Source organism: Bacillus sp. F2HM (genome assembly GCF_019266135.1).
GTDB lineage: Bacteria > Bacillota > Bacilli > Bacillales > Bacillaceae > Bacillus > Bacillus safensis.
In genome coordinates this window covers 62,150-86,289 of sequence record NZ_LRMO01000015.1, presented here as the reverse complement: position 1 = coordinate 86,289, position 24,140 = coordinate 62,150, and the positions used below count along the sequence as shown (strand labels likewise).

At 39.8% G+C, this 24,140-nt stretch carries 26 protein-coding genes; 14 read left to right on the top strand and 12 right to left on the bottom strand.

All coding sequences use genetic code 11. The features are described from left to right. Positions 1–364 precede the first annotated feature (364 nt). On the top strand, positions 365–871 hold the full coding sequence (locus tag AWT60_RS10455; RefSeq protein ID WP_218677216.1) for a universal stress protein: 507 nt from the start codon (positions 365–367) through the stop codon (positions 869–871). 45 nt (positions 872–916) lie between these two features. Here AWT60_RS10455 and dat read toward each other — a convergent pair whose 3' ends face one another. Further along, positions 917–1,774, bottom strand: coding sequence for a D-amino-acid transaminase (gene dat / locus AWT60_RS10450; RefSeq protein WP_056766053.1), 858 nt, complete (start codon positions 1,772–1,774; stop codon positions 917–919). A gap of 296 nt (positions 1,775–2,070) precedes the next feature. Between dat and AWT60_RS10445 the strand changes: the two genes are divergently transcribed. After that, positions 2,071–2,925, top strand: a complete 855-nt coding sequence (locus AWT60_RS10445) for a polysaccharide deacetylase family protein (RefSeq protein WP_218677215.1) — start codon at positions 2,071–2,073, stop codon at positions 2,923–2,925. A gap of 40 nt (positions 2,926–2,965) precedes the next feature. Here AWT60_RS10445 and AWT60_RS10440 read toward each other — a convergent pair whose 3' ends face one another. The 3 genes from AWT60_RS10440 to AWT60_RS10430 all read right to left on the bottom strand — a co-directional run bounded on the left by AWT60_RS10440 (position 2,966) and on the right by AWT60_RS10430 (position 5,081). After that, a complete protein-coding gene (locus AWT60_RS10440) occupies positions 2,966–3,697 on the bottom strand; it encodes an NAD-dependent protein deacylase (protein WP_373272908.1) in 732 nt (243 codons plus the stop codon). A gap of 29 nt (positions 3,698–3,726) precedes the next feature. Further along, positions 3,727–4,815, bottom strand: a complete 1,089-nt coding sequence (locus AWT60_RS10435; protein ID WP_218677214.1) for a mechanosensitive ion channel family protein — start codon at positions 4,813–4,815, stop codon at positions 3,727–3,729. Positions 4,816–4,979: 164 nt separating this feature from the next. Next, positions 4,980–5,081 carry a YhdX family protein gene (locus tag AWT60_RS10430; RefSeq protein ID WP_017360338.1) on the bottom strand — a complete coding sequence of 34 codons (102 nt, stop codon included), beginning with the start codon at positions 5,079–5,081 and terminating at the stop codon, positions 4,980–4,982. A gap of 305 nt (positions 5,082–5,386) precedes the next feature. On the opposite strand from AWT60_RS10430, the gene AWT60_RS10425 reads away from it, so the two are divergent. Genes AWT60_RS10425 through crcB (AWT60_RS10415) form a run of 3 tightly spaced genes read left to right on the top strand, consistent with a single transcriptional unit; the run spans position 5,387 to position 6,869 of the window. Continuing rightward, on the top strand, positions 5,387–6,103 hold the full coding sequence (locus AWT60_RS10425) for a glycerophosphodiester phosphodiesterase (protein WP_218677213.1): 717 nt from the start codon (positions 5,387–5,389) through the stop codon (positions 6,101–6,103). Between the two features lie 4 nt (positions 6,104–6,107). Next, positions 6,108–6,503: a fluoride efflux transporter CrcB gene (gene crcB, locus AWT60_RS10420; RefSeq protein WP_041109920.1), complete on the top strand. Its 396-nt coding sequence runs from the start codon at positions 6,108–6,110 to the stop codon at positions 6,501–6,503. Next, complete coding sequence (crcB, locus tag AWT60_RS10415; protein ID WP_041109918.1) at positions 6,504–6,869, top strand: fluoride efflux transporter CrcB; 366 nt, start codon at positions 6,504–6,506, stop codon at positions 6,867–6,869. It begins immediately after the preceding gene. On the opposite strand, the gene AWT60_RS10410 is transcribed toward crcB (AWT60_RS10415), so the two are convergent. Together AWT60_RS10410 and AWT60_RS10405 are read right to left on the bottom strand one after the other, a co-directional pair. Further along, positions 6,866–7,258: a hypothetical protein gene (locus AWT60_RS10410; RefSeq protein WP_041109916.1), complete on the bottom strand. Its 393-nt coding sequence runs from the start codon at positions 7,256–7,258 to the stop codon at positions 6,866–6,868. The genes crcB (AWT60_RS10415) and AWT60_RS10410 overlap by 4 nt on opposite strands. 90 nt (positions 7,259–7,348) lie before the next feature. Beyond that, complete coding sequence (locus AWT60_RS10405; protein ID WP_041109914.1) at positions 7,349–8,731, bottom strand: hemolysin family protein; 1,383 nt, start codon at positions 8,729–8,731, stop codon at positions 7,349–7,351. Between the two features lie 337 nt (positions 8,732–9,068). Between AWT60_RS10405 and AWT60_RS10400 the strand changes: the two genes are divergently transcribed. Both AWT60_RS10400 and AWT60_RS10395 read left to right on the top strand, forming a co-directional pair. Continuing rightward, complete coding sequence (locus AWT60_RS10400) at positions 9,069–9,509, top strand: MerR family transcriptional regulator (protein WP_080769560.1); 441 nt, start codon at positions 9,069–9,071, stop codon at positions 9,507–9,509. 58 nt (positions 9,510–9,567) lie between these two features. Beyond that, positions 9,568–10,899 carry a hemolysin family protein gene (locus AWT60_RS10395; RefSeq protein ID WP_034282244.1) on the top strand — a complete coding sequence of 444 codons (1,332 nt, stop codon included), beginning with the start codon at positions 9,568–9,570 and terminating at the stop codon, positions 10,897–10,899. A 39-nt stretch (positions 10,900–10,938) separates the two neighbouring features. Here the strand turns inward: AWT60_RS10395 and AWT60_RS10390 are convergent, their stop codons facing one another. Then, positions 10,939–11,541, bottom strand: a complete 603-nt coding sequence (locus AWT60_RS10390) for a lysophospholipid acyltransferase family protein (RefSeq protein WP_024425286.1) — start codon at positions 11,539–11,541, stop codon at positions 10,939–10,941. A 371-nt stretch (positions 11,542–11,912) separates the two neighbouring features. On the opposite strand from AWT60_RS10390, the gene AWT60_RS10385 reads away from it, so the two are divergent. The 3 genes from AWT60_RS10385 to AWT60_RS10375 are packed head-to-tail and all read left to right on the top strand — an operon-like array spanning position 11,913 to position 13,733. Beyond that, positions 11,913–12,404, top strand: a complete 492-nt coding sequence (locus tag AWT60_RS10385) for a sigma-70 family RNA polymerase sigma factor (protein WP_024425287.1) — start codon at positions 11,913–11,915, stop codon at positions 12,402–12,404. Next, positions 12,397–13,455 (top strand): anti-sigma factor, encoded by a 1,059-nt coding sequence (locus AWT60_RS10380; protein ID WP_041109910.1) that lies wholly within the window; start codon positions 12,397–12,399, stop codon positions 13,453–13,455. The genes AWT60_RS10385 and AWT60_RS10380 overlap by 8 nt, the downstream gene beginning before the upstream one ends. Then, positions 13,443–13,733 (top strand): hypothetical protein, encoded by a 291-nt coding sequence (locus tag AWT60_RS10375; protein ID WP_024425288.1) that lies wholly within the window; start codon positions 13,443–13,445, stop codon positions 13,731–13,733. The genes AWT60_RS10380 and AWT60_RS10375 overlap by 13 nt, the downstream gene beginning before the upstream one ends. Positions 13,734–13,793: 60 nt before the next feature. Here the strand turns inward: AWT60_RS10375 and bcaP are convergent, their stop codons facing one another. Continuing rightward, positions 13,794–15,194: a branched-chain amino acid transporter BcaP gene (bcaP, locus tag AWT60_RS10370; RefSeq protein WP_024425289.1), complete on the bottom strand. Its 1,401-nt coding sequence runs from the start codon at positions 15,192–15,194 to the stop codon at positions 13,794–13,796. Between the two features lie 451 nt (positions 15,195–15,645). Further along, positions 15,646–16,476 (bottom strand): C40 family peptidase, encoded by an 831-nt coding sequence (locus AWT60_RS10365; RefSeq protein ID WP_025093318.1) that lies wholly within the window; start codon positions 16,474–16,476, stop codon positions 15,646–15,648. Between the two features lie 353 nt (positions 16,477–16,829). On the opposite strand from AWT60_RS10365, the gene AWT60_RS10360 reads away from it, so the two are divergent. After that, the gene (locus AWT60_RS10360) at positions 16,830–18,194 is read left to right on the top strand and encodes an alkaline phosphatase (protein ID WP_218677212.1); all 1,365 of its coding nucleotides are present in this window, start codon (positions 16,830–16,832) and stop codon (positions 18,192–18,194) included. Between the two features lie 47 nt (positions 18,195–18,241). On the opposite strand, the gene AWT60_RS10355 is transcribed toward AWT60_RS10360, so the two are convergent. Further along, on the bottom strand, positions 18,242–19,663 hold the full coding sequence (locus tag AWT60_RS10355) for a SpoVR family protein (RefSeq protein WP_370880851.1): 1,422 nt from the start codon (positions 19,661–19,663) through the stop codon (positions 18,242–18,244). Positions 19,664–19,730: 67 nt separating this feature from the next. Next, positions 19,731–20,930 carry a globin domain-containing protein gene (locus AWT60_RS10350; protein ID WP_218677211.1) on the bottom strand — a complete coding sequence of 400 codons (1,200 nt, stop codon included), beginning with the start codon at positions 20,928–20,930 and terminating at the stop codon, positions 19,731–19,733. 183 nt (positions 20,931–21,113) lie between these two features. On the opposite strand from AWT60_RS10350, the gene AWT60_RS10345 reads away from it, so the two are divergent. Then, positions 21,114–21,545: an Rrf2 family transcriptional regulator gene (locus AWT60_RS10345; RefSeq protein WP_024425294.1), complete on the top strand. Its 432-nt coding sequence runs from the start codon at positions 21,114–21,116 to the stop codon at positions 21,543–21,545. Positions 21,546–21,704: 159 nt separating this feature from the next. Then, on the top strand, positions 21,705–23,180 hold the full coding sequence (locus tag AWT60_RS10340; RefSeq protein WP_218677210.1) for a catalase: 1,476 nt from the start codon (positions 21,705–21,707) through the stop codon (positions 23,178–23,180). A gap of 110 nt (positions 23,181–23,290) precedes the next feature. On the opposite strand, the gene AWT60_RS10335 is transcribed toward AWT60_RS10340, so the two are convergent. After that, positions 23,291–23,611, bottom strand: a complete 321-nt coding sequence (locus AWT60_RS10335; protein WP_373272906.1) for a YqzG/YhdC family protein — start codon at positions 23,609–23,611, stop codon at positions 23,291–23,293. Positions 23,612–23,802: 191 nt separating this feature from the next. Here AWT60_RS10335 and AWT60_RS10330 point away from each other — a divergent pair, with 191 nt between their 5' ends. After that, positions 23,803–24,051 carry a YhdB family protein gene (locus AWT60_RS10330; protein ID WP_024425297.1) on the top strand — a complete coding sequence of 83 codons (249 nt, stop codon included), beginning with the start codon at positions 23,803–23,805 and terminating at the stop codon, positions 24,049–24,051. Positions 24,052–24,140: the final 89 nt, after the last annotated feature.

The following is a 24,140-nucleotide window of genomic DNA, read 5'->3' as shown; positions in this document are numbered from 1 at the left end:
CTGGCTGGTACGCCTCTTTTCGTCATGTAAAAAGGCGCATGTTGACAAATACGCAACATACGCCTTGATTCATCCGATCAATTGGAACAGACGAGTTCCTTTTCCATGACCAATGAAGGTGTAATTGTCACGTGAATCAACCCATTCATGCAGTTTGATTTCATTCTTCCAATGTTGCACATGACATTTCCTCCTTTTGGCTCTTGAATCTTTTTTTATCTTATAGTGGCTGTCACTATTTTGTCAATAAATATTTTTCAATAAATGAAATTTTCTAACAAAAATCATTCTCCTTCATGTGTATCTTTTTCTATTAACGGGTATACCATGAGTGTAAAGACTCCTTTTGAAAGGAATGAGGACATTGTTTCAAGCTGATCGGATGGTCGTAGCGTTTGATGGACATGAAGACAGTAAGAAAGCATTAAAAAAGGCAATCGCTTTAGCTAAAACCTTACATGCCAAGCTGACCGTTACCTATGCACATGATGACAAAACAGACAGACAGGTGTTTGATGTGCCGCGCCCAATGACTGGCGGAGCTTATATCGGCGGCGGTACGGCAGATCTTCAAACACCCCCTGTATATGTACCTCATGATGAACAGCAAAGTCCCTTGATTTTTGAAGACCATACAGAAGAGGTCGTTGCGGAAGCAAGAATGCTTTTAAATGAGGAGCAGTTTGAGGCTGCCATTGAAATTGTAGAGGGAGAACCAGCGGAAGCGATTATCGAATATGCGGAGGAAATATCAGCAGACCTCATCGTCATGGGAGCACGTGACCAAAGCAGATTGAAAAAAATGCTGTTTGGCAGTGTGAGTGAAAAGTTATCAGCAAAATCAGATATACCTGTGCTTATTGTGAAATAAATGCATCACAAAAGGCTGTAAACATTAGTTTACAGCCTTTTTTATTTATGAAGAGATCGATGCTTCACTTTCATGTTTAATTTTTTGCTGGAAGCCTTCCTGTACGCGCTTTGTCAGCTTGCCCGGAACGCCTTCCCCTACTGGCTCGCCATCTATTTCAACAATCGGAATGACTTCAGCTGTCGTCGAGCTGATGAAAATTTCCTGAGCGCGCAGCAGTTCTTCTTTGCTTATACGAGTTTCTTCAACAGTACACCCTTCTTCCTCACATACCTCCAGCAGCTTTCTACGAGTAATGCCGTTTAAAATGAGATTGTTTGCAGGGTGAGTACGAATCACGCCATCAATCACGGCATATACATTCGAGGAGGTTCCCTCGGTCACAAAACCGTCTCTCACAAGGATTGCTTCAAACGCACCAGCTTCAGATGCTTTCTGCTTTTCCATGATGTTATATAAAAGGTTTAAGCTTTTGATATCACACCTTAACCAGCGAAGATCCTCAGATAAAATGGCCTTTGCCCCAGCTTTCTGCTCTTGAACAGGCTTTTTCACCTGGAACGTATATGCCGTGATTTGAGGAGTAAGAGAATCACTATATTGATGTTTACGAGGGGCGACACCCCGCGTGACTTGAATATACACACCGCCATCTGTTAATTGATTGTGAGCGACGAGCTGTTGTAACTTTTCTTCCATATCAGATACTGTACCTTGCAGATGAATGCCAATTTCCTTTGCACTCTTGAACAGACGCTCTGTATGCTCTTTTAACGTAAACAAAGTACCATTGTATACACGGATGACCTCATAGACTCCGTCACCAAATTGATAGCCTCTGTCCTCAATATCAACATGTGCATCCTTTTTTTCAATGAAATCTCCATTGTACAATATTTTCATATGGAATCTCCCCTTCGCTTTGCATTAATGGTTGAATCTGATGCTATCTTAGCGGATAAATGGGTACGTTTCAATGATTATTCAGAATTATTTCACATCATAAGAAATGGATAACCTTCTATTGTAACAAATATAGATTCATAACCAAAAAGATTCCAATTTTTTAGCAACTTCTATATTCATAGGCTCTTTTTTCCTGTATACTGACACCATATAAACATGACAAAAAACAGCGGAAAAAGACAGAATCTACTACATGATTCGACACAAATTTTTGATTTATTGGAGCGATTGTAATGCAACGGGTTAAAAAAAAACAGGCACCTTCAAACACTATGCTGCTCTCAAAGGCGATTGGTTTTGTCATTCTGACACTGATCCTCTTTTTTATTTGGGATATGTCCAAAACCAATATGCAGGCAGCAGATCAGCCGGCGAAATTATCTGCAAGCAGTCAATTTAGAGACACAAGCACTAGTATGAAAGCAAAAGATGCTTCTCGGAAAACATTAGATGCACATTTTAAGATCAATTCAAATAAACATATAACGGATCAAACGATCTTTTTAACCTTTGATGATGGTCCATCAGCGACTTCAAATCAGCTGTTAGATGTGCTAAAAGCGCATCAAGTGAAAGCCACATTCTTTATGCTCGGACCGCAGATTAAAGAACACCCGGCAGCTGTGAAAAGACTCCATCAAGAAGGTCATCAATTAGGGCTTCATGGCATCACCCATGATGTGAAACGCTTTTATCAAAAAAAAGATTCTCCTGTTAACGAGATGAAGGAAGATCAGCGCATTTTGGCTTCTGTGACAGGTGAGTATACCCATCTTGTGAGAACACCTTATGGCAGCACCCCAAATTTAACCGATCAGCAAAAAGCACGTTTAAAACAAAAAGGCTTTGTCTACTGGGACTGGACCATTGACAGTCTTGATTGGAAATATAAAAGCTCAAAATATGTACCAGAGGTATTAAATCAGCTGCAAGTGCTGGAGACAAAAAATCCAAAAGAACCAAAAATCATCTTAATGCATGATCAGCCGGCGACGGCAAAATACTTAAGCAGCTTAATTACGCAGCTAAAGGCAAAGGGCTATACATTTGAAGTCCTTGATGAAACAATGAAGCCGCTGCAGCAATAAAGTAAAACCCGCACCTTTAGGATGCGGGTTTTTTAATGATTTATAAAGCTTTCACGAGATCGCCAATTCGCTCATGAAAGACAAGATCAAAAAGCGGATCGAATTCTGTTTCACTCAAATTCATCATCACCATGAAGATGGAAGGATCATGAGCTGCATCTTCTGGAATATATCTTGCTGGCGCTACTTCTAGGGAAGTCCCCATGACGAGCAGCATGTCCGTTTTCTGAAGTGATGTCTCCACTTGGTCTAAATGTTTGACCATATCGCCAAATAGGACAACATCTGTTTTTAGCACACGTCCACACGTACTGCCGTCTGAGGTAACCCTTTGACAGATCGGCACCTCTTCTTTTAATAAATAAGGCAGATCATATACCGCCTGACACGATGGACAAGTGGCCGTTTGAATGGAGCCATGGAGTTCATATACATGCTGGCTTCCCGCCTTTTTATGAAGACCGTCAATATTTTGGGTAAAAATATCCACATGCTTCCCTTGTTGCTCAAGGCTGGCTAAAAAGGTGTGCCCGCTATTTGGCTCATATTCTCCACTCATTTTCATTTGAAACAATTCTTTAAATTTTGGCCAGAATTGATGAGGGTTTGATAAAAAGTAGGACCGGCTCATCGCCTCCATGCGGGAAGTATCTTCTGTCCACAGACCACCCGTTGATCTAAAATCAGGAATACCCGATTCTGTGCTCATACCTGCACCTGAGAGTACTGTGATATGTGAAGCCTGCGATAATTTCTCTCTTAACACATCCACCTTTGTTTGGTCCACTCACCATTCCTCCTTTATTCACCCAGCTGCTTCTCACCTTTTTGTTTCATATAAATGGCCTGACCAGGGAAAGCAAATTCTACGCCTTCCTCGTGGAAAATATCTATGATGCGATAGTTAATATCCTGCTTAATATCAAGGTTTTCAGACCAAGCTGTCGTGTTTGTGTAAAAGTTGAAAAACAAGTTCAAATAGCTGTCTGCCAGTACATCGAGATTTACCATAATCGTCTCCTTATGCACACCATCATGCTCGTGAAGCATCTGTTTGAGACGATTAATACACTGATCAATGTTTTCCTTTGGTGTATTGTAGGAAACGCGAACAGAAAACGTAATCTGACGTTTATTCATTCTTGTCCAGTTTGTGATTGGCTCCTTTGAAAGCGTAGAATTCGGAACGGTCACGACGGCTTCAGCAGGTGTTCGAAACCTTGTACTTCGAAATGTAATGTCCTCCACAGTCCCAAGAACACTTGGTGTCTCCACAAAGTCGCCCATCGTAAAAGGCTTCTCTGTAATGATGACAATCCCTCCAAAAAAGTTAGCCACTGTATCCTGAGCGGCGAGCGCAAATGCTAGACCACCTAGACCGAGACCTGCCACAAGTCCATTTACGTCATAATTAAATTCTTGTGCAATGACACTAATACTCAGTGCAATAATAATGAAGCGAAGTACCTTTGATAAAAATGGTGCTAAAATATCATCCATATCTAATTCAAATTTCGAATTGACCTTTTGAAACAAGAAAGAAGATGCAGCGGTTAAATTACAAAGCCCCCACGTCAGCATCAATATAATAGAAGATCTATACAATTTAATGATAACAACCATATGATGCTCAAAGTATGGCGCTTGTCTTAACGCAAAATATAAACCAAGTGCCACGAAAAACAGTCTGGCTGGTTTTTCAAATGCCACAACAATTTGGTTAATGACCTCCGTTTTAGACCGATTCGTCAGCCTAAACAAAAGCTGAAATAAATACTTCGTAAATACTTTCCGAAGCAATAAAAAAAGCAATAAAATACAAAGGCTAATACCAATTTGGATCGCAATATCTACTGTAAAATATGTATCCATCCATTTTTGTGTAAACATGTCTGTCTCTCTCCTTTAAAACAATCCTCTCTAGTTTATAATATAACCTTCGTTCATGTCCTCTCTTAAATGTCTGACCTCTACATAAAAAGCCTCGGGACTGATCCCGAGGCATGAAGTTCAAATATGAAATTTTGGCTAGAGACATATCGACGGGCAGCAAACTACTTTTTCTTCTGAGCCTGATCAAGGAGAGTCGCTTTAAACATTTCAGCATCCGTTTCGGCCTTAATACGTTCTTCCACTCTAATTCTCCCTTTACCCAATCATCTCGCCTCCTTTTCATCATTATAAAACATCAGAATTTTCAGTCAACATGACGAAAGCACTAATATTTTGACGAACGCTGACGATTTGGACAAAATTGATCGAAGAAAAAATGATGTAGTTCAGATTTACTCAATAAGAGCTTGGGATATTCCTGCAACTTTTCACCTTTCATACACGATGCTTTCTCACCATATGCCATGTTCCATTACATACAGCTCTCCCTCGTACCATATAGTAAAGAAGGAAAAACAGCAAAAATTTGATATGATAAGACCAGAACTTATGTCAGGAGCTGGAGCATGTGTATATTATTGCGCATAGAGGGTCCTCAAGCGCTGCCCCAGAAAATACAATCGCCGCATTTGATTTAGCTGTTCAGCAGGGTGCGGATTATATTGAGTTAGACGTCCAGCTGACAATGGATCAGCACGTAGCCGTCATCCATGATGATACTGTTGATCGAACGAGTAACGGAAGCGGCTTAGTGAAAAGTTATACACTTGATCGGCTGAAGAAATTAGATGCAGGAAGCTGGTTCGATTCTCAGTACGCCAACGAACGAATTCCCACCTTACAGGAAATTCTTGAAAGATACAGTCAGCGTGTCGGGATACTGATTGAGATCAAGCATCCAAAACGGCAAATTGGGATTGAAAAGGCAGTTGTCGACATCATCAACCGGTTTGCCTATTCCCGTCACATCATGGTTCAATCTTTTGATGCCAATGCACTTCAAAGAGTCAAAGCTTACGCCCCTTCTCTTCGAACAGCTTTTATTATAAAACCCTCTGCCTTTAAACTGACGAAAAGGAAATTAGTGGAGTACAGCTCCATTGCGGATTGCCTTAATATGAAGAAAACGATGATCAACAGATGGTGGATTGATCGCATCCACTCATTTGGAATAGATGTCTTTATATGGACAGTGAAAGATCAAAAAACAGCCGACAGAATGAAAACATACCTCATTGATGGAGTGGTGACGGATCACCCGCCATTTTTTCTAAAGGAGAAATGATTAAATGAAAGCATATCTCGCCGTATTTATCGGTGGATTGGTTGGTACCCTTTGCAGATATGAACTTAGCCAATCCGTTGTCAGCCAGACATTCCCTTATGCAACACTGATTGAAAACATGACAGGCAGTCTGCTTCTTGGCTTTTCAACAGGGTATTTTATGTTTCGGAAGGGGAAAAAATATCTTGCTGCTTTGATCGGAACAGGATTTTGCGGTGGTTTTACGACAATGTCCACTTTTTCTAAAGAAACGGTTCTCTTATTACAGGATGGACTGTTCACATCAAGTATCATGTACATGCTACTCTCAGTGATTGCTGGAGTGGGCGCTGCCTTATGTGGACTGATCACCGCTCAGCGCCTCTTTCAACAAAATGAGCAGCCGAAAGGAAGCAGATAAATGATTGTATTTTATACAGCTGTTGCCGGCGGGATGGGCAGTACCCTTCGTTTTTTCCTCAGTCAATCGATTCAGAAAACCAAGTTTCATACTCGTTTTCCGTATAGTATTATTCTCATCAACTTACTCGGCGCTGCCGGTTTAGGTTTACTGACAGGTGCAGTAACTGACAATGATCCGCTGCTTATGATCATTGGTACTGGGTTTTTCGGTGGTTTTACAACCTTCTCTACATTTAGTGTAGAGGCTGCGTTCATGCTGCGTGAGCGGCAAATTGGACTTCTTGCTGTCTACTTGTTGGTCACAATCATCGGATCTTTATGTCTCTTTGCTGCGTTTTATCAAATAGGCCAGCATCTTTTTTAAATATTGGTAATAGCGGCTAAGCTGATGAGCAGCTGATCCATGAGCTGGCGCTTCATCAAAAAGAGTGTTTTTTCACTATAGCCAATTTCCATTGCACACTTTGCCATCCGCCAGTCTCGAAAATATTTGTAATCGATGAGCTGCAGCTCTATTTCGTCCAACTCTTTTAATGCCGTTTCAATACAAGCAACGATGAGTTCATACTGACTTTTTTGCTCTTCTAACTTTTTCCGTGTCATGTGGTCGAGATGATGTGGGCTTCTTTTTTCAAGCTGCCTTTCGATATTTAAGATTGCTGCTTGATAATTTTTGAAATTCTTTAAATGAAACTCAATTCGTTTCATTGAGGTTTTTTTCTCCGTGATACTTGCTGTTTCATACCAAAGCATGTCCATCCCCCTATATCGAACGTTTGTTCTCATTATATACCGAACATACATTCGTTCGAAAGAGACTAAATACCTAAAAAAACCTTGAGCTTATTTTTCGCTCAAGGTCATTTCGTTTACTAGCAGCGGCTCCTTTATATCAAGTCCAGTGCGTGCGCTGCCTTTTTCTGACGATGTGACGCCTTTTTTCAAGTCGATCTTTTTAACGTAGCGTCCATCCATTTCCAGCACTTTCATTCGAATATCATCAAGATAGACGGATTGTCCTTCTCTGATATCAATATTCTCATTTAAGATGAGTCCACCGATTGTATCAATTTCCTCATCATGATAAGAGATCTCGATCAAATCTTGAACTTCATCTAATCTCACTTTGCCATCTAAAACATAATGATGATCCGCTCTTTTTTGAATAACTGGCTGCTCATCTTCATCGAATTCATCTCGAATATCTCCGACAATCTCTTCTAAAATATCTTCCGTTGTGACAAGACCAGAGGTTCCGCCATATTCGTCAGTTAAGATCGCCATATGCATTCTATCACGCTGCATTTTGACGAGAAGCTCTTGAATAGGAATCGTGTCAATGACCTCTATCACTGGATATATATAATCTTGAATTTTCAGTTGATCTTTTTCTCCTTGATACACAAGATCTGCAAAGAGCTGCTTTTTGTTCAGCATGCCGATGACATGGTCTTTATCTCCTGAAAACACAGGGAAACGTGTATACTTTTCCTGTGTCATGATGGCGAGGATATCATCTAACGGCATATCTTCTGGAATCGCACAAATTTCTCTCCGCGGTATCATGATCTCTCTGGCAATTCGATTATCAAAATCGAAAATCTTGTTCATATAATTATATTCTGATGGGTTGATTTCCCCATTTTTTAAGCTCTCAGATAATAAAATCTTCAATTCCTCTTCAGAATGGGAATGTTCTTTTTCAGACCCCATATCGATACCCATCATTTTAGTAAGCACACGGGCTGATCCGTTTAACACATAAATGAAAGGGAACATAAGGATATAAAATGCATGCAGCGGGCCTGACAGCCATAGCGTCATTTTTTCCGCCTTTTGAATGGCAAGCGTTTTTGGTGCAAGCTCACCTACAACTACATGCAAAAAGGTAATAATAGAGAACGCAAGTGTTGCTGAGATCAGGCTGATTGCTGAATCAGGAATGTTTGTCAAACCAAAACCTCGAACCAAAAGTTCTTTCACAGCCGGCTTACCAATCCACCCTAAACCAAGGGATGTCACAGTAATACCGAGCTGACAGGCTGACAAATATTCATCTAGCCTTGATGTCACCTTTTTCGCCATGATGGCCTTTTTGGACCCTTCGGCAACAAGCTGATTAATTCTTGAACTTCTCACCTTCACTATGGCAAATTCAGATGCAACAAAGAAAGCTGTTAAAGCAATCAAAACACCGACTATACTCAGATTAACAATATCGTCCATTTAACCTTGCTCTTTCTTAGAAGAACAAGGAGTCACCTCCTGATTGATGATGTTATGTTTTGCAAAACGGTTAACTGATTAAATAAGACTACATTGAGGGCCCCACTTAACCACCTCCGATTCACGTAAAATTCCGCCTCTCTACATATATATGAAACGGTATTCATTTTATCTTACCATAAATAATCTGAAAATTCCTGTATCATCATGCTGTTTTTGACATGACTGACTAAATTGAGGGAAATCCTCCTCTGTTTCTTCTTATTGGCAGGAAATATGAACAATTAACTTGTGTTTCAGACTAGAATTATATTAAACTATTTTCATAAACTATAACGTGACGGTTAGGAGGAGATGTTCAGATGGGGCTGAGAAAAAGTATCGTATTGGTGAACTAGCACAGATTGCACAGGTGACGAAACGAACTGTAGATTATTATACAAATCTAGGTTTGCTTGCGCCTGTTAGATCTTGCTCAAATTATCGTTATTACGATGAATATGCTTTAAAACGATTACAATTAATCGTTCTTTGCAAACAGCAGAGATTGGCTCTTTCTGACATCAAATCCAGATTAGATGAACAATTCCCTTCTCAAAAGGAAGATCATGATGAACTTGTCCATTTAACCTCTGATATCGATCGGATGAATGAGCATATGGACCGCATTTTGGCACGTTGTAAGCAGCTTCAGCCAGAACAACGTGAAAAACTAAAAAAGCAGCTTACTCCTGAAAAAATGACGGCTGTCCAATCATTTTTACTGCTGTTAAGTTAAAATTTTTACTAAACAGGAGGTGTTACCTTCGTTCTCAAAGTCAGAACGAGGGCCTTAATTGGACATAGTTAATTTACTCATAGTTGCTTTACTTATAGCTTTAACCGCGTTTTTCGTTGCATCAGAGTTTGCGATCATTCGCTTAAGAAGCTCAAGAATTGATCAGTTAATCGCAGAAGGTAATAAAACAGCAGTTGCTGTCAAGCATGTAACGACTCACCTTGATGAGTACCTATCAGCCTGTCAGCTTGGTATTACCATTACCGCCCTTGGTATTGGTTGGTTGGGGGAAGAAACAATTGCGCATATGCTTGCGCCGCTCTTTGCAGAGTTGTCCATTCCTCAATCAGCTAGTTCTATTGTCACTTTTATTATTGCGTTTAGTATCATGACGTTTTTACACGTTGTCGTTGGAGAACTTGCACCGAAAACACTCGCCATTCAAAAGGCTGAGCAAGTATCCCTTCTTTTTGCTAGACCACTGATGATCTTTTACAAAGTGATGTTCCCGTTCATTTGGGTATTAAATGGATCTGCTCGTTTGTTAACGAAAGCGTTCGGACTTCAGCAAGTATCTGAGCATGACATGGCGCACTCTGAGGAAGAATTGCGGATTATTTTATCAGAGAGCTATAAGAGCGGCGAGATTAACCAGTCTGAATTCAAATATGTAAATAAAATTTTCGAATTTGATGACCGTCTGGCGAAAGAAATTATGATTCCTCGTACCGAAGTTGTCAGCTTCCCGTATGATATTACTATTGAGGAAATGCTGAAGGTAACAAAGGTAGAGAAATATACACGTTATCCAATTGAAGATGGCGACAAAGACAACATTATCGGTGTTCTTAACATTAAAGAGGTTCTCACTGCCTGCATTAGCGGTGAGTGCTCTACAAGCGATACGATCGAAAAGTTTGTAAATCCGATTATTCATGTGATTGAAACGGTTCCTGTTCATGATTTACTGCTCAAAATGCAGCGTGAACGTGTACACATGGCCATTTTATCAGATGAATATGGTGGTACAGCAGGTCTTGTCACTGTTGAAGACATCCTTGAAGAAATCGTTGGTGAAATTCGTGATGAGTTCGACATTGATGAAATCAACGAAGTGCGTAAACTTGGAGAAGACCATTACATCTTTGATGGCAAGGTTCTTGTTGATCAAGTCAACCTGCTATTAGGTATACAGCTTGATAATGAAGAGGTCGACACAATCGGCGGCTGGTTCCTTACTCAGAAATATGAAGTAGAGAAAAATGACGCCATTCGTGAACAAGGCTATGAATTTATTATTAATGAAGTCGATGGACACCATGTGGCATACATCGAAGTAAAAAAATTAAATGAACAGTTATTAGAAGCAGCTGAAGAAGGCGCTTCTTAAGAAAAAAACGACCCTTGCCTAAGCAAGCGGTCGTTTTTCTTATGCCTTTTCCATTAATTGAGCTTCTAGCTCTTTGATTCTTGTGTTTAATACTTCTGTCATGGCACCTAATCTTTCTTTTGGCGGCAGATGGTCAAATTCAGACAGCTCAATCGGTTCACCGATGATTAAGCGCATTTTCCCTTTTTTGAAAAGGCTTTTCGCATTTGAAGGTCCTTTGTATGCGGCTGGAACAATTGGCGCTTTACCGAGCTGTGCAATGGTAACCGCCCCTCTTTTTAAAGGAACATCCTCTGTTGTACGTGTGCCGCTTGGAAAAATCCCAACGATCTTTCCCTCTTTTAATAATTTAATGGGCGTTTTAATACTGCTTGGCCCAGGATTCTCTCGATCAACTGGAAAGGCATGAATCTTTTTTAAAAATCCACCGATCCATTTATTTGCAAACAATTCTTTTTTCGCCATGTAGTGGATCTCAAACGGAAGAATTCCTGCGCCTAATGCAAGAACATCCACAAAACCCTCATGTGTACAAGCAATGACAAAACCCCGATCAGTTGGCAGATTCTCTTTTTGATATACTTTGATTCCACCTCGGAGACCAAATAATAGTTTGACGGTATAGCCTGAAAATTTATACATAGTGCACTTCCTTTGTTTGAAGAATGAAGGATTTGTCTCTATTATAACAAATTTTTTATTACCTGGTACTAAAAATTTGTACACAGTCCACTCCTCCCTATTTTTTTCGTTTAAAAATGAACGTTCTGACTGTATTCAAGCACAAGGTTTTAGGGGAGAATAGAATAGGAATTGTGTCCAATTTTGTCGTTTTTCGATGTTTTTTCCTGATTTGTTCTATTGAAAATACTTTATAAATGATGCAAATTTCGCTATGATAAGGAGAAATGATTTTGATTCGGCGAAAGAAATGAGTAATGTACGGTAATGAGAAGTTTCGTGCAACTTTATGCCTTTCTTATGCGTGTATAACATAGAGGGGAGAAAAATCAGTGACGATCGATGAAATTTATCAAATGTATATGAACGATGTTTACAGGTTTCTGCTCTCCATGACAAAAGACAAACATTTGGCAGAAGACTTATTGCAGGAAACCTTTATGCGTGCGTATATACATATTCATTCCTACGACCATAGCAAAGTGAAACCTTGGTTATTTCAGGTGGCACGAAATGCTTTTATTGATTATGTCAGGAAACATAAAAAAGAAGTGACCATATCGGATGACCTCATTGGCGGTCTTTTACAAACATCTGTACAAAGCCCTGCTGAACAGGTTGAAATAAAGGAAGTCCTTACCATGTATTTAGAGCAGCTTCCAGATAACTACAAGGAAGCGTTGACATTGTATTATTTAAAAGAACTAAATTACAAGGAAGCATCCAAGGTCATGAATATTACTGAAGCAAATTTCAAAAGTGTTTTATTTCGTGCAAGGCAGCGCCTAAAAGCACTTTACAACAGAGGTGTTAATGATGAATGAAGAGTTTAACAAGCGATGGGAAAAATATAATAATGGTGAGATGAATGAGGAAGAAATGATAGCGTTTGAAGAAGAGCTGGAAGAAAACGAAAAACGCTTAAGCCAGGAACTGAACGACTCGGATTGGACAGACTTTTCCATCAGTCCTGAGAAGCAAAAAGCCATTTTACAATACGGAAAAAGAAAGTCATATTTACGTATTTCCGTACTTGCTGTCATATCGACACTCATTATTTTACCGCTTTGTACATTAGGAAGTTATTTATACTACGGCGTTGGCGGAGCCGAGAGCAAAGGCAATCACTTCATGGAAACAGCCGCTGTCACCGTCGCTTTGACCAAACCAAACGTGGCCATTGATATGAAGGATTTAAAAGGTCAGGTCAAACTTTTTGGGATGAACACTGAATTGAAGCTGCAAAAGCAAATTGGCAATAAAACAGAAGCTATTGGCAGTGAACAAATCGAGATGTTTTTCGATAAATTAAAGCAGCCTACTATCTCTTATTATGGTGACAGCGCACGCGAAACGGAGGGTTTCTTTACCCATCCTTCGTCGCAGGCAGATGCCTCAAAAAAACAAACACTCACTACGTTAGACAAGCTTCCTGAAGGAACAGTAAGTGAAGTGTATGTATCCTATGATAGAGCTTACACACCAAAGGATATTTATTCCTTTGCTAAAAAATACGATATGAAAGTGCTGTGGAATGCGATTAAAACAGAGGATTCATTAAGTGGAAATCAGCGGCCAATCGGCTTTCCTGGGAAGGACTCTGAATTTTTAAAAGAGCTTCAGCACACATCAAAAACTGAGGTAGATCAATTCAAAGATGCCCTTGCTTATGTTAATCAGCACCCGACATGGGCAACAACGATCTCTGGCAGACCTGATCTTGACCTGTCTAATCGTATACGCTATATCGATCAAAATGGCGTCACGGTTTATGGCTCTGTGGTCACTGGGCCTTCAAAAGAAATTGAGAAATTTGTAAAGACAAAACGCATTAAAACGGCAAAAGTGAGCGAGGTGGAATTATGGAATTGGTAAGAATTTTTAAAGAGCATAATGTATTTGGCTGGATTTCTGTCGGCACAGCGATATTATCCCTGCTCATGCTAAACCTCGCCATTATCAGCAACGTGACATTTTATTCTTTTCAAATGCTTCCTTTTGCAATGGCCGCAGTTCCATTTGGCATTATTGAACTGTTCATTAAAAAAGGCCGTACGGGTCCAGGTTTCCTCGGTGTCGTACTGAATATCTTTGTCATTGTTTGTGTCTATGCCATCGTATCAATCGATGTCGATCTTCAATTAGGTTTTTAATCAGCACCAAAAGCAAAAGCCCGTGTTACTTGACTAATGCCAAGCACGGGCTTTTTTCATTTACTTTTTATTCAATTCTGAATGCTTTCTTGAATATAAGAAATACACAACCAGTCCAATAGCAAGCCAGATTAAGAAACGAACAAAGGTGATTGCACCAAGCTTATAAATGAGCAATCCGCAAGATAGAATAGCTAAGATCGGAATAAGCGGAACTGCTGGGCATCTGAAAGCTCGTGGTAAGTCCGGCTGCGTTTTTCTCATCACAATGACCGCCACTGAAATCAAAATGAATGCTGAAAGTGTCCCGATGTTCACTAGGCTTGCCAGCTCATCAAGTGGAATAAATCCACCCATTAATGCTGACAATGTACCGAAGAACAGTGTATTGATGTAAGGAGTTTTATGCTTTGGGTGAACTTTTGATAATACCTTTGGCACCAAACCATCACGAGACATAGCAAACATCACGCGTGTCTGGCCGTACAGCATGACAAGCATGACGGTTGTCATCCCTAGAATCGCTCCGACATCCACAATACCAGCCACCCAGTTTTGTCCGGCTACTTGTAAAACGAGAGACACTGGATGTGATACTCCTTCAAAATTCATGAAAGGAACAATGCCCGTCATAATCGCACTGACAACGACATAAAGCAGTGTACAAATCAATAAGGAAGTAATAATCCCTCTAGGCAGGTTGCGTGATGGATTTTTTGTCTCCTCTGCCGCAGAAGCAACTGCATCAAACCCGATAAATGCAAAGAATACTAGGGCTGCTGCACTTAAGACCCCTGATGTCCCAAATGGTACGAATGGTGTCCAGTTTTCAGGTTTTACATATTTCACAGCGACTAAAATAAAGAGCAGAATCACTGCAATTTTCATAATAACCATAATGTTATTTACTCGTTTTGATTCTTTAATACCAAAGTACAGCAGGAAGGTGATGACCATTAAAATAATAAATGCTGGAAGATTAAAATATGTCACTTGCCCCTTTAAACCACCTGGAGCTGCCGTTAACTCAACTGGTATATGAATCCCTATCCCATTTAAAAAAGACACAAAATAGCCTGACCAGCCCGCTGAAACGGCACTAGCGGCCAGCATATATTCTAATATTAAATCCCATCCAATGATGAATGCTAGAAATTCCCCCATTGATGCGTACGTAAATGTATACACAGACCCTGATACAGGCACTGTGGAAGCAAATTCCGCATATGACAGTGCTGCAAACAAACAAGCAAGACCTGCGATGACAAATGATAGCACAAGTCCTGGCCCCGCAGTGACGGCTCCTGTACCTGTTAGAACAAATATCCCTGTTCCGATAATGGCTCCAATGCCCAGCATGGTTAAATCAAATGAACCCAATTCCTTTTTTAATGCTTTTTCCCCTTGTGTTGCCGCAATGAGCTCTGAAATGCTCTTTTTTCTAAACAACGAATTGCTCATACCATCACTCCCAAAACTTAGTATCAGTCTAAAGACGCCACATTCGTATAATTCACAATATTTTCTGAATATTTAGATTAAATTTAGCACAATAAATTGGTGGCGTAAAATTATTATATATGAAAATTAAAAAATGAAAACACTTTTTTAAAAAATAGAGTGAAAATTCTTATATATCAACGAAAATATTGTCAATAAAACGGTTAGATTTTCTTCAATCCTTATTCAATTGATAGTTTGTCTCCCTCTATTTATTATACAACATGGAAGATTATATTTTTTTCATATACTTATTATTCAACAAAAATAAGACCCTTTTTTAAAAGCGGGTCCACAATTATGTTATTTTAAAGCCTTTAGACTGATAGTGATCTATGAGAAAAAGACCAGTTCTGCGGCATAAATGATATATAAAAAAAGAGACGGCTTCATAGCAGTCTCTTAAAATGAATTAGTTTACAAATGTTTTCGCTCCAAGATAAATAGGCTTCCAATAGCTTGATGTCATATCACTGATCGTTACACCGTCAGAAGCAGCATGGATAAACTTATTGTTCCCAAGGTAGACACCCATGTGAGATGGACCCGATTTATACGTTGTAAAGAAGACAAAATCTCCAACCTTTGGTTTGGACACACTTTTCATCGATCCCCAGAAACCTTCAGTTGTTTGTCTTGAAATCTTTTTTTGTTTGTTAATGATATACCACATAAATCCGCTGCAATCAAAGCCCTTCGGTGTCGTTCCACCCCATCTATATGGAGTACCATTTTGCGCTTTAGCATCTGCTATGAGTTTAGACGTGTTTAAGGAAGAAGTAGAGACTGTTTTTTCTTTCACAGGTTTCGTCTTTACTTTAGACGTCTTTTTCACCTTTAGCTTTTGCCCGATTTTAATGAGGTCTGTTTTAAGTTTATTTAACGATTTCAACTCTTTCACAGTCATCCCGTATTTTTTGCCAATCTTAGATAATGTATCACCTTTGACAACTTTATGAGTGGCAGTTGCTGAAGCCGTTTTTACTTTTGTTGTTGTTTTTGATGTCTTCACTGCTTTTTTCGAAGAAGTGCCATTCACTTTTAAGGTTTGTCCAACATAAATCACGTTAGATTTCAGCTTATTGTCTGATTTAATTTTGCTCACGCTTGTTTTGTATCTTTTCGCTAGAACAGAAAGAGAGTCACCTTTTTGAACTTTTACTGATTGTGCTGAGGCAGCTCCGGCAAATAATGTCGTCCCAAGTAGAACTGCACTTGCAGCTGTGATCAATTGTTTTTTCATTTGTTCCTCCTGTATGTATCTATCTGATCCGAATTTTTATCTACTCCCTATTATAAGGATCAAATACCAGAAGAAATAGTCTTGACTTCCTACGACATTATGCTTATTAATTCGGCAAAATTTATTTTTTTTTAGGGTTCTTTTTATTTCATTTTTATTACACAATCATGACAAAAGAATCGCATCTTGTCATGGATAAATGATACATTCATTTCTCTTTTTGGTTCATTCTATGTAAAGTGGACCTTTACAATTTTAAAGTGAACTTTACGGTGCTGTAAAAAGGAATCCACACTTCTGCTCTACCATTGTAAACGTAAGAGCGATACATAAACAATGAGGAGGCAAAATGAATGAGTGTGTTGAAAAGCTCGAAAACGAAAATCGCTGCAGTGGCAGCAGCATCTGTGCTATCGATTGGCATTTTTTCAGGGATTGAATTTGGACAAGCTGACAAAGCTGAGGCTAAAAAGAAGCCGAAAAACGACGTGCAAAATGTGATCGTGCTGATTGGAGATGGCATGGGAACACCTTATCTTTCAACTTACCGCTCATTTAAACACAACGGAGACCTTTCAAAGCAAACAGCGTTTGACCCTTACCTCACTGGCATGCATAAAACATACCCTGACGACTCTAAAAGTAACATTACCGATTCAGCAGCAGCTGGTACAGCCATGGCCACTGGTAAAAAGACATACAACAATGCCATTGGTGTAAATACAAACGGCAAAAAACTAAAAACCGTTTTAGAAGAAGCCAAACGAAAAGGAAAATCGACGGGTCTTGTCGTGACATCTGAATTAACAAATGCTACGCCTGCTGCGTATGCCGCTCATGATGTGTCTAGGAAAAACACTGCAGCCATCGCTGATGACTTCTTCGATGAGAAAATCGGAAAACAGCATACAGTCGATGTCATGCTTGGCGGAGGACTTGTCGACTTTGTCCGAAAGGATCGTGATCTGACGAAGGAATTCAGACAAGCCGGTTATGATTATGTCACCAATAAAGCTGCCTTACAAAAAAACAAAAATGAAAAAGTGTTAGGCATTTTTGCTGATGGAGGTCTCGATAAAGCCATTGATCGTGATAAAGCGACCCCTTCCCTGCAAGACATGACATCCTCAGCCATCAAACAGCTGTCTAAAAACAAAAAAGGATTTTTCCTTATGGTCGAAGGCAGTCAAATTGACTGGGCAGGACATGATCATGATATTGTCAGTGCAATGAGCGAAATGAAGGATTTTGAAAAAGCATTTGAAGAAGCGATTCGTTTTGCGAAAAAGGATAAAAACACGTTAGTCATCACGACCGCAGATCATTCAACTGGCGGACTTTCCTTCGGAGCAGACGGTTCAGGCAGCTGGGATTACAAACCGGTAAAAGCAGCGAAAAAAACGCCTGACTTTATCGCAAACAAAATTGTCAGCGGCATGCCTGTCGAGTCAGCCCTGAAACAATATATCAATTTTGATTTCACAAAAGAAGAAATAGCATCTATTCAAAAGGCCGCTGAAACAAAGGATACTGTTAAAATTGATGATGCGATTGAAGAAGTGATCAATACAAGATCCCATACAGGCTGGACAACATCTGGTCATACCGGTGATGAAGTTCCATTCTTTGCGTATGGCCCAACAAGCCAGCAGCTAAAAGGTCTGATGGAAAATACCGATCAAGCAAAACACATTTTCAAACTGCTGAAAAACCAATAAAATGGACAAAAAAGATGTCTGCTAAGAGACATCTTTTTTGGTCTTTTTCATGCAAGATATTTCCTATGAACCCCTTTTCCATCATAAGAAAACATCACTTCTTTTCCTTCAAGAACTGACTCGATATGCACACTTCTTCCCCACAGCTGATATAAATACGGAAGGACTTTTTCTAAGTATTTCAGATCAAGTTCAATGCCTTCATACCAATGCTTGATATAAAGTTCGTTATTTTTTAAATAGTCGCCATCGATCACGGTCAAATACGGAAAGCCGCCATTCACTCTCATACTGACTAACTGATCACGAACCGCCTTCCATTCTTTATCAATGACTTTATAGTCTCTCCCCTGCTTTTGAAACAAGTACAAGTCTTCTCTCATCACAAGGTCTTTCGTTAAGTAGTTTCGAATAAAGGAAATATCAGACTCAATTTCTCTGACTTCAAACATTTTGCTGCGGCCAGATCCTTCTGTGACCCCTGCTTTTTTTAATTCTTCACATGGGTTGTTATAGCGTTCTTCAATATCTTCAAAAATTTTCAGCCCTAAATAGTAAGGATTGATGCCTGTTTTAGATGGCTGCACCACACCTGCATTTAATTTCGCAAACTCTATCGATTCACTTGAATCCAAGTCAAGCTCTCGCATAATCCGCTGGTGCCAATACGATGCCCAGCCTTCATTCATAATCTTTGTTTCCAGCTGCGGCCAAAAATAGAGCATTTCTTCTCTCAGCATGGTAAGGACATCCCGCTGCCACGGCTCCAGCTCGCGGGAATGCGCCTCAATAAAGAGTAAAAGATCCTTTTCCGGCTTTGGCGGAAATTGCTTAACGGTTTTCTTTTTCTCACGCGTTTTCGGCTCATCCATTCCCCACAAATCATCATAAGGCGTTTGACGTTTTGGTTTATCATCTTCACTTTCTTCATCGTCCATATTCCAGCTTAATTTTGATCGAACAAGAGACGGATCAATATGCTCTTGGATAGCCAATACGGCATCTAAAAAGGACTCGACTTCTTTTGTTCCATGGATATGCTCATATTCTTTGATCCGCTCTGCCGCTGCTGACATGCTTTCGACCATATCTCGTTTTGTGTTTTGGAAACGGCAATTATTTTTGAAGAAATCACAGTGTGCCAATACATGAGCCACAATTAATTTATTTTGAACAAGCGTATTGTTATCAAGTAGAAAGGCGTAGCAAGGATTTGAATTGATGACAAGTTCATAAATTTTGCTTAACCCTAAATCATAATGAAGCTTCATTTTATGAAATTGCTTCCCAAAGCTCCAGTGGCTGAATCGTGTTGGCATTCCATATGCACCGAACGTATAAATAATTTCCGCGGGACAGATTTCATACCTCATCGGATAAAAATCTAGACCAAATCCTTCTGCAATCTCTGTAATTTCATCAATCGCTCTTTGTAAAAGACGTTTTTCAGATACGCTCAAGGAAACCATCCCTCCTCATCGGACTTATCCCTACTATATGAGCGTATGTAAAAAAACATGATGTTCCGCCAATCGTTTAGACGACTTCTATTTCTTTCGTGGATTGCCCGCCGAATGCTTCGAAATGAATATGGTGTGCTGGAATTCCCAGCTCTTTTAGATGATGAATGATCTCCTGTGTAAACACCGGGGAACCGCATAGATAAAATTGGCCTTTCCCCTCTCCGATCACCGATTGAAGAAATGGACGGTCAATGCGGGAAGCCGCTTTCTCAACAAGTTCACCCTTTCCAGACTGCGCAAATTGTTCGTTACATAGGATGATGCGTCCATAGGAAGCTGAAGCTAGAACGCGTTCAAACTCATTTTCAAAAGCGTTTACATCCTCTAATCGATCTGCATGAATCATCGTGAATGTCTGGCTGTTTTGTGCGGCAGTTTTCACTAAACTAATCATTGGTGTGACACCAGACCCAGCACTGATAAAATAAACAGGCTCTTTTGTGTCTCCCTGCAAGCAGAACATTCCCTGCGGCATACTCACTTTTAAAACGTCCCCTTCTTCCATTTCATCATGCAAAAATGTAGACACATGACCGTCACGCTTCACAGTAATACGGTAATAAGATGGATGATGCTCGTCTGATAAGCTGTATTGTCTGCTGCACATATAGGCTTCTCCTGGCATATCTGCCTGAACCGTAATGTATTGGCCTGCTTTATACATTGGCAGCTCTGATTCATCTTCTGGTACTAAATAAAAAGAGATAAGCGATGGAGATTCTTGCTTCTTTTTCTTAATCACAAACGGCTTCACATCTGCCCATCCGCCTGTCTGTTTCACATTTTCATCCATCATTTCTGCTTCTATGGTTATGAAAATATTCGCAATGATGTCATATGCAGCTTTCCAAGCTAATAAAGTGGCATCTTCTTCTCTTAAGCCAAACACCTCTTTCATCGCTTCAATCAGGTGATAGCCAACAATTGGGTATTGTTCTTTTTTGACCATGACACTGACATGCTTATGGGCAATTTGTTTGACCGCAGGAAGTAATTCCTCTAACCGATCAATGTGCAGTGCAGCTTGATATAGTGTCGCAGCAAGTGCTTCTGGCTGACTTCCGTTCATCAGATTTGTTTTATTAAATTGATTGAGCAGCTCCGGGTGCTGGCGAATCATATTTTGATAAAAAACAGTGACAAGTTTGGTTCCCTCGGCTTTTAGTAGAGGGGCTGATTGCTTTATGGCATTCATTTGATCTTTAGATAACATCGTCATTCCTTCTTTCAAAAGAAGTATTTTAAATACATCTTTATCTTAATAGATGACAGTCTCTAAAAGCAATATTTATAATACATGTTTTAAATGTTGTCACATTTTACACTTTCTCGAACAGTTTTTGTCTAAAATGTGTTACGATGATACAAAACTCTATTAGGTTTAGAGGTCGTCAAAATGAAACTTACGAATTACACAGATTTCTCATTAAGGGTACTCATTTATTTAGCTTCGAGAGAAAATAATGAACTGTCAAATATTCAGCAGATCGCCGATGTTTATGGCATTTCTAAAAATCATCTGACGAAGGTGATTTATCATCTTGGAAAACGCGGGTATGTGGAAACGATTCGCGGAAGAAATGGCGGGATCAGGCTTGGAAAAAGCCCAGAAAGCATTAATATTGGAGAGGTTGTCCGTTATACAGAGGATGATTTAGTCATGGTTGAATGCTTTGATCCAAAGAAAAACAGCTGCATCATCTCCCCAATTTGTTCATTAAAGCATGTACTTCATGAAGCACTCACTGCTTATTTAAGCGTTCTAGACCGATACACACTAAACGATTTAACACAAAACAAAGATGCTCTTAGAGAGCTCCTGCTTTAAGACGAAAGAATTTATTCTTTCGTCTTTTTCTTTACCTTCTTGTAATAATAATTTATTTAAAATTATTATAAATAAATATTGACTATCATGTTTGATTCAATATAATTAGGGTATATAGATTGCTAGAAAACACTTTTTTGTTTACAGGAGGAGAAAAGAATGACAAATTCAAATCATAAAAATTTGACAACGAACCAAGGCGTGCCTGTTGGCGATAACCAAAACTCAAGAACAGCTGGTCACCGCGGACCTACCTTTCTTGATGATTACCATTTGATTGAAAAACTTGCACACTTTGATCGTGAACGTATTCCAGAGCGCGTCGTTCATGCAAGAGGCGCCGGCGCTTACGGTGTGTTTGAAGTAGAAAACAGCATGGAGAAACATACAAAGGCAGCCTTCTTAAGTGAAGAAGGAAAACAAACAGACGTTTTTGTTCGCTTCTCCACCGTTATTCATCCGAAAGGTTCACCTGAAACATTGCGTGACCCGCGCGGATTTGCTGTCAAATTTTATACAGAAGAAGGCAACTATGATCTCGTTGGTAACAACTTGCCGATCTTCTTTATTCGTGATGCATTGAAATTCCCTGATATGGTTCACTCTCTCAAGCCAGATCCTGTAACCAATATTCAAGATCCTGACCGTTATTGGGATTTTATGACCTTAACACCTGAATCCACTCATATGCTCACATGGCTTTTCTCTGACGAAGGAATCCCTGCAAGCTACGCTGAAATGCGCGGTTCTGGTGTGCATACATTTAGATGGGTGAACAAATACGGCGAAGCAAAATATGTGAAATATCACTGGAGACCTTCTGAGGGTATTCGCAACTTATCTATGGAAGAAGCAGCGGAAATTCAAGCAAATGATTTCCAGCATGCGACAAGAGATTTATATGACCGCATTGAAAAAGGCAACTTCCCAGCATGGGACTTATATGTTCAGCTTATGCCGCTTAGCGATTATGATGACCTTGATTATGATCCATGTGACCCAACAAAAACGTGGAACGAGGAAGATTACCCGCTTCAAAAAGTAGGACGTATGACACTCAACCGCAATCCTGATAACTTCTTTGCTGAAACAGAACAGTCTGCTTTCACGCCAAGTGCATTTGTTCCAGGAATTGAGGCATCTGAAGATAAACTGCTTCAAGGCCGTCTGTTCTCATATCCTGATACGCAGCGCCACCGTCTTGGTGCGAACTACATGCGCATTCCGGTTAACTGCCCTTATGCACCTGTACACAATAACCAGCAGGATGGCTTTATGACAACGACTCGTCCAAGCGGTCATATTAACTATGAACCAAACCGTTATGCCGATCAGCCAAAAGAAAACCCTCACTACAAAGAAAGTGAGCCAGTTCTTCACGGTGACCGTATGGTGAGACAAAAAATTGAAAAACCGAACGATTTCAAACAAGCTGGAGAAAAATATCGAAGCTACTCTGAAGAAGAGAAACAAGCATTGATTAAAAACCTAACAGCTGATTTGAAAGATGTTAATGACAAAACAAAATTACTTGCAATCTGCAACTTCTATCGTGCCGATGAAGATTACGGCCAGCGTTTAGCAGATTCACTTGGAGTGGATATTCGCGCTTATCTTCAAGGTAGCATGAAGTAATTCCATTTTGAAAAAAATTGTTGGACAAAGGGCTAAAATGATCTTTATTTTAGCCCTTTGTCTTTTTTGACTGAAGCCCTCAAGCATCTTTTACAAAAAAAGGTGCTTCTTTATAGCCGAAACACGTTAATACTAATCAAATGACCGGTTACCGGATGAAAATAAATTTCTGCATGTGCGGCAAAGCGAGTTGATCCTTCCTTTACAGTGACGCGAAACACATCTTTTGTCTGCTCATCATTCACTTCTGTCCGGCCAATGTAATGATAATCATTGAAAGCGGCACCTTTATATTCATCTTTAAACGCTGTGTACGCAAGTCTTTCCCAATTTTCAAACGGCTGCACCGCTGCTTTTGATGCAGGATGAATCATCAAACTGCCAAGCAAAACGATTCCTGCTGCAATAAGCATCCACCATTTCGGCTGCATGATATCATTGAACTCACTTTCATATATGTTTTGTTTAGGTTTAGCTGGCTGGTCCTTTTTCATACATGAAGCAATTATTCAGCCTATAATTCCCGGTACACGATTGATGCGGACACCAACTTTTCCCCTGAAATAGTCGATATGATCCGAGCAAACTAATGAGGACTTCTCAAGGGAAAGGAGAAGGTTTAATGAATGTGGCGGATTATGATAAAGCACTTTATTATACGCATCGCTCGCAATGGGATAATTTACTTATCCTTATGGTACGTACGCAAGATGATTTGCTCTCGAAACGTATTGAGCATTTCTTACATGCGTATCAATTTAACCGGAACGATGCAGATGTTGAAAAATGTTTATATGGACTCCTGCAGTACATTGACCATGCTTCAGAGGCTGCTGCTGCTGAAGTTTATTCACAACCGATGTACACATAAAGAAAAAGGGCTAAAATGAATTTTTTTAGCCCTTCCCTTTTACATACAATTAGCAGTGCGCTGTGATGGGAAACATAAAGTGGCTGACA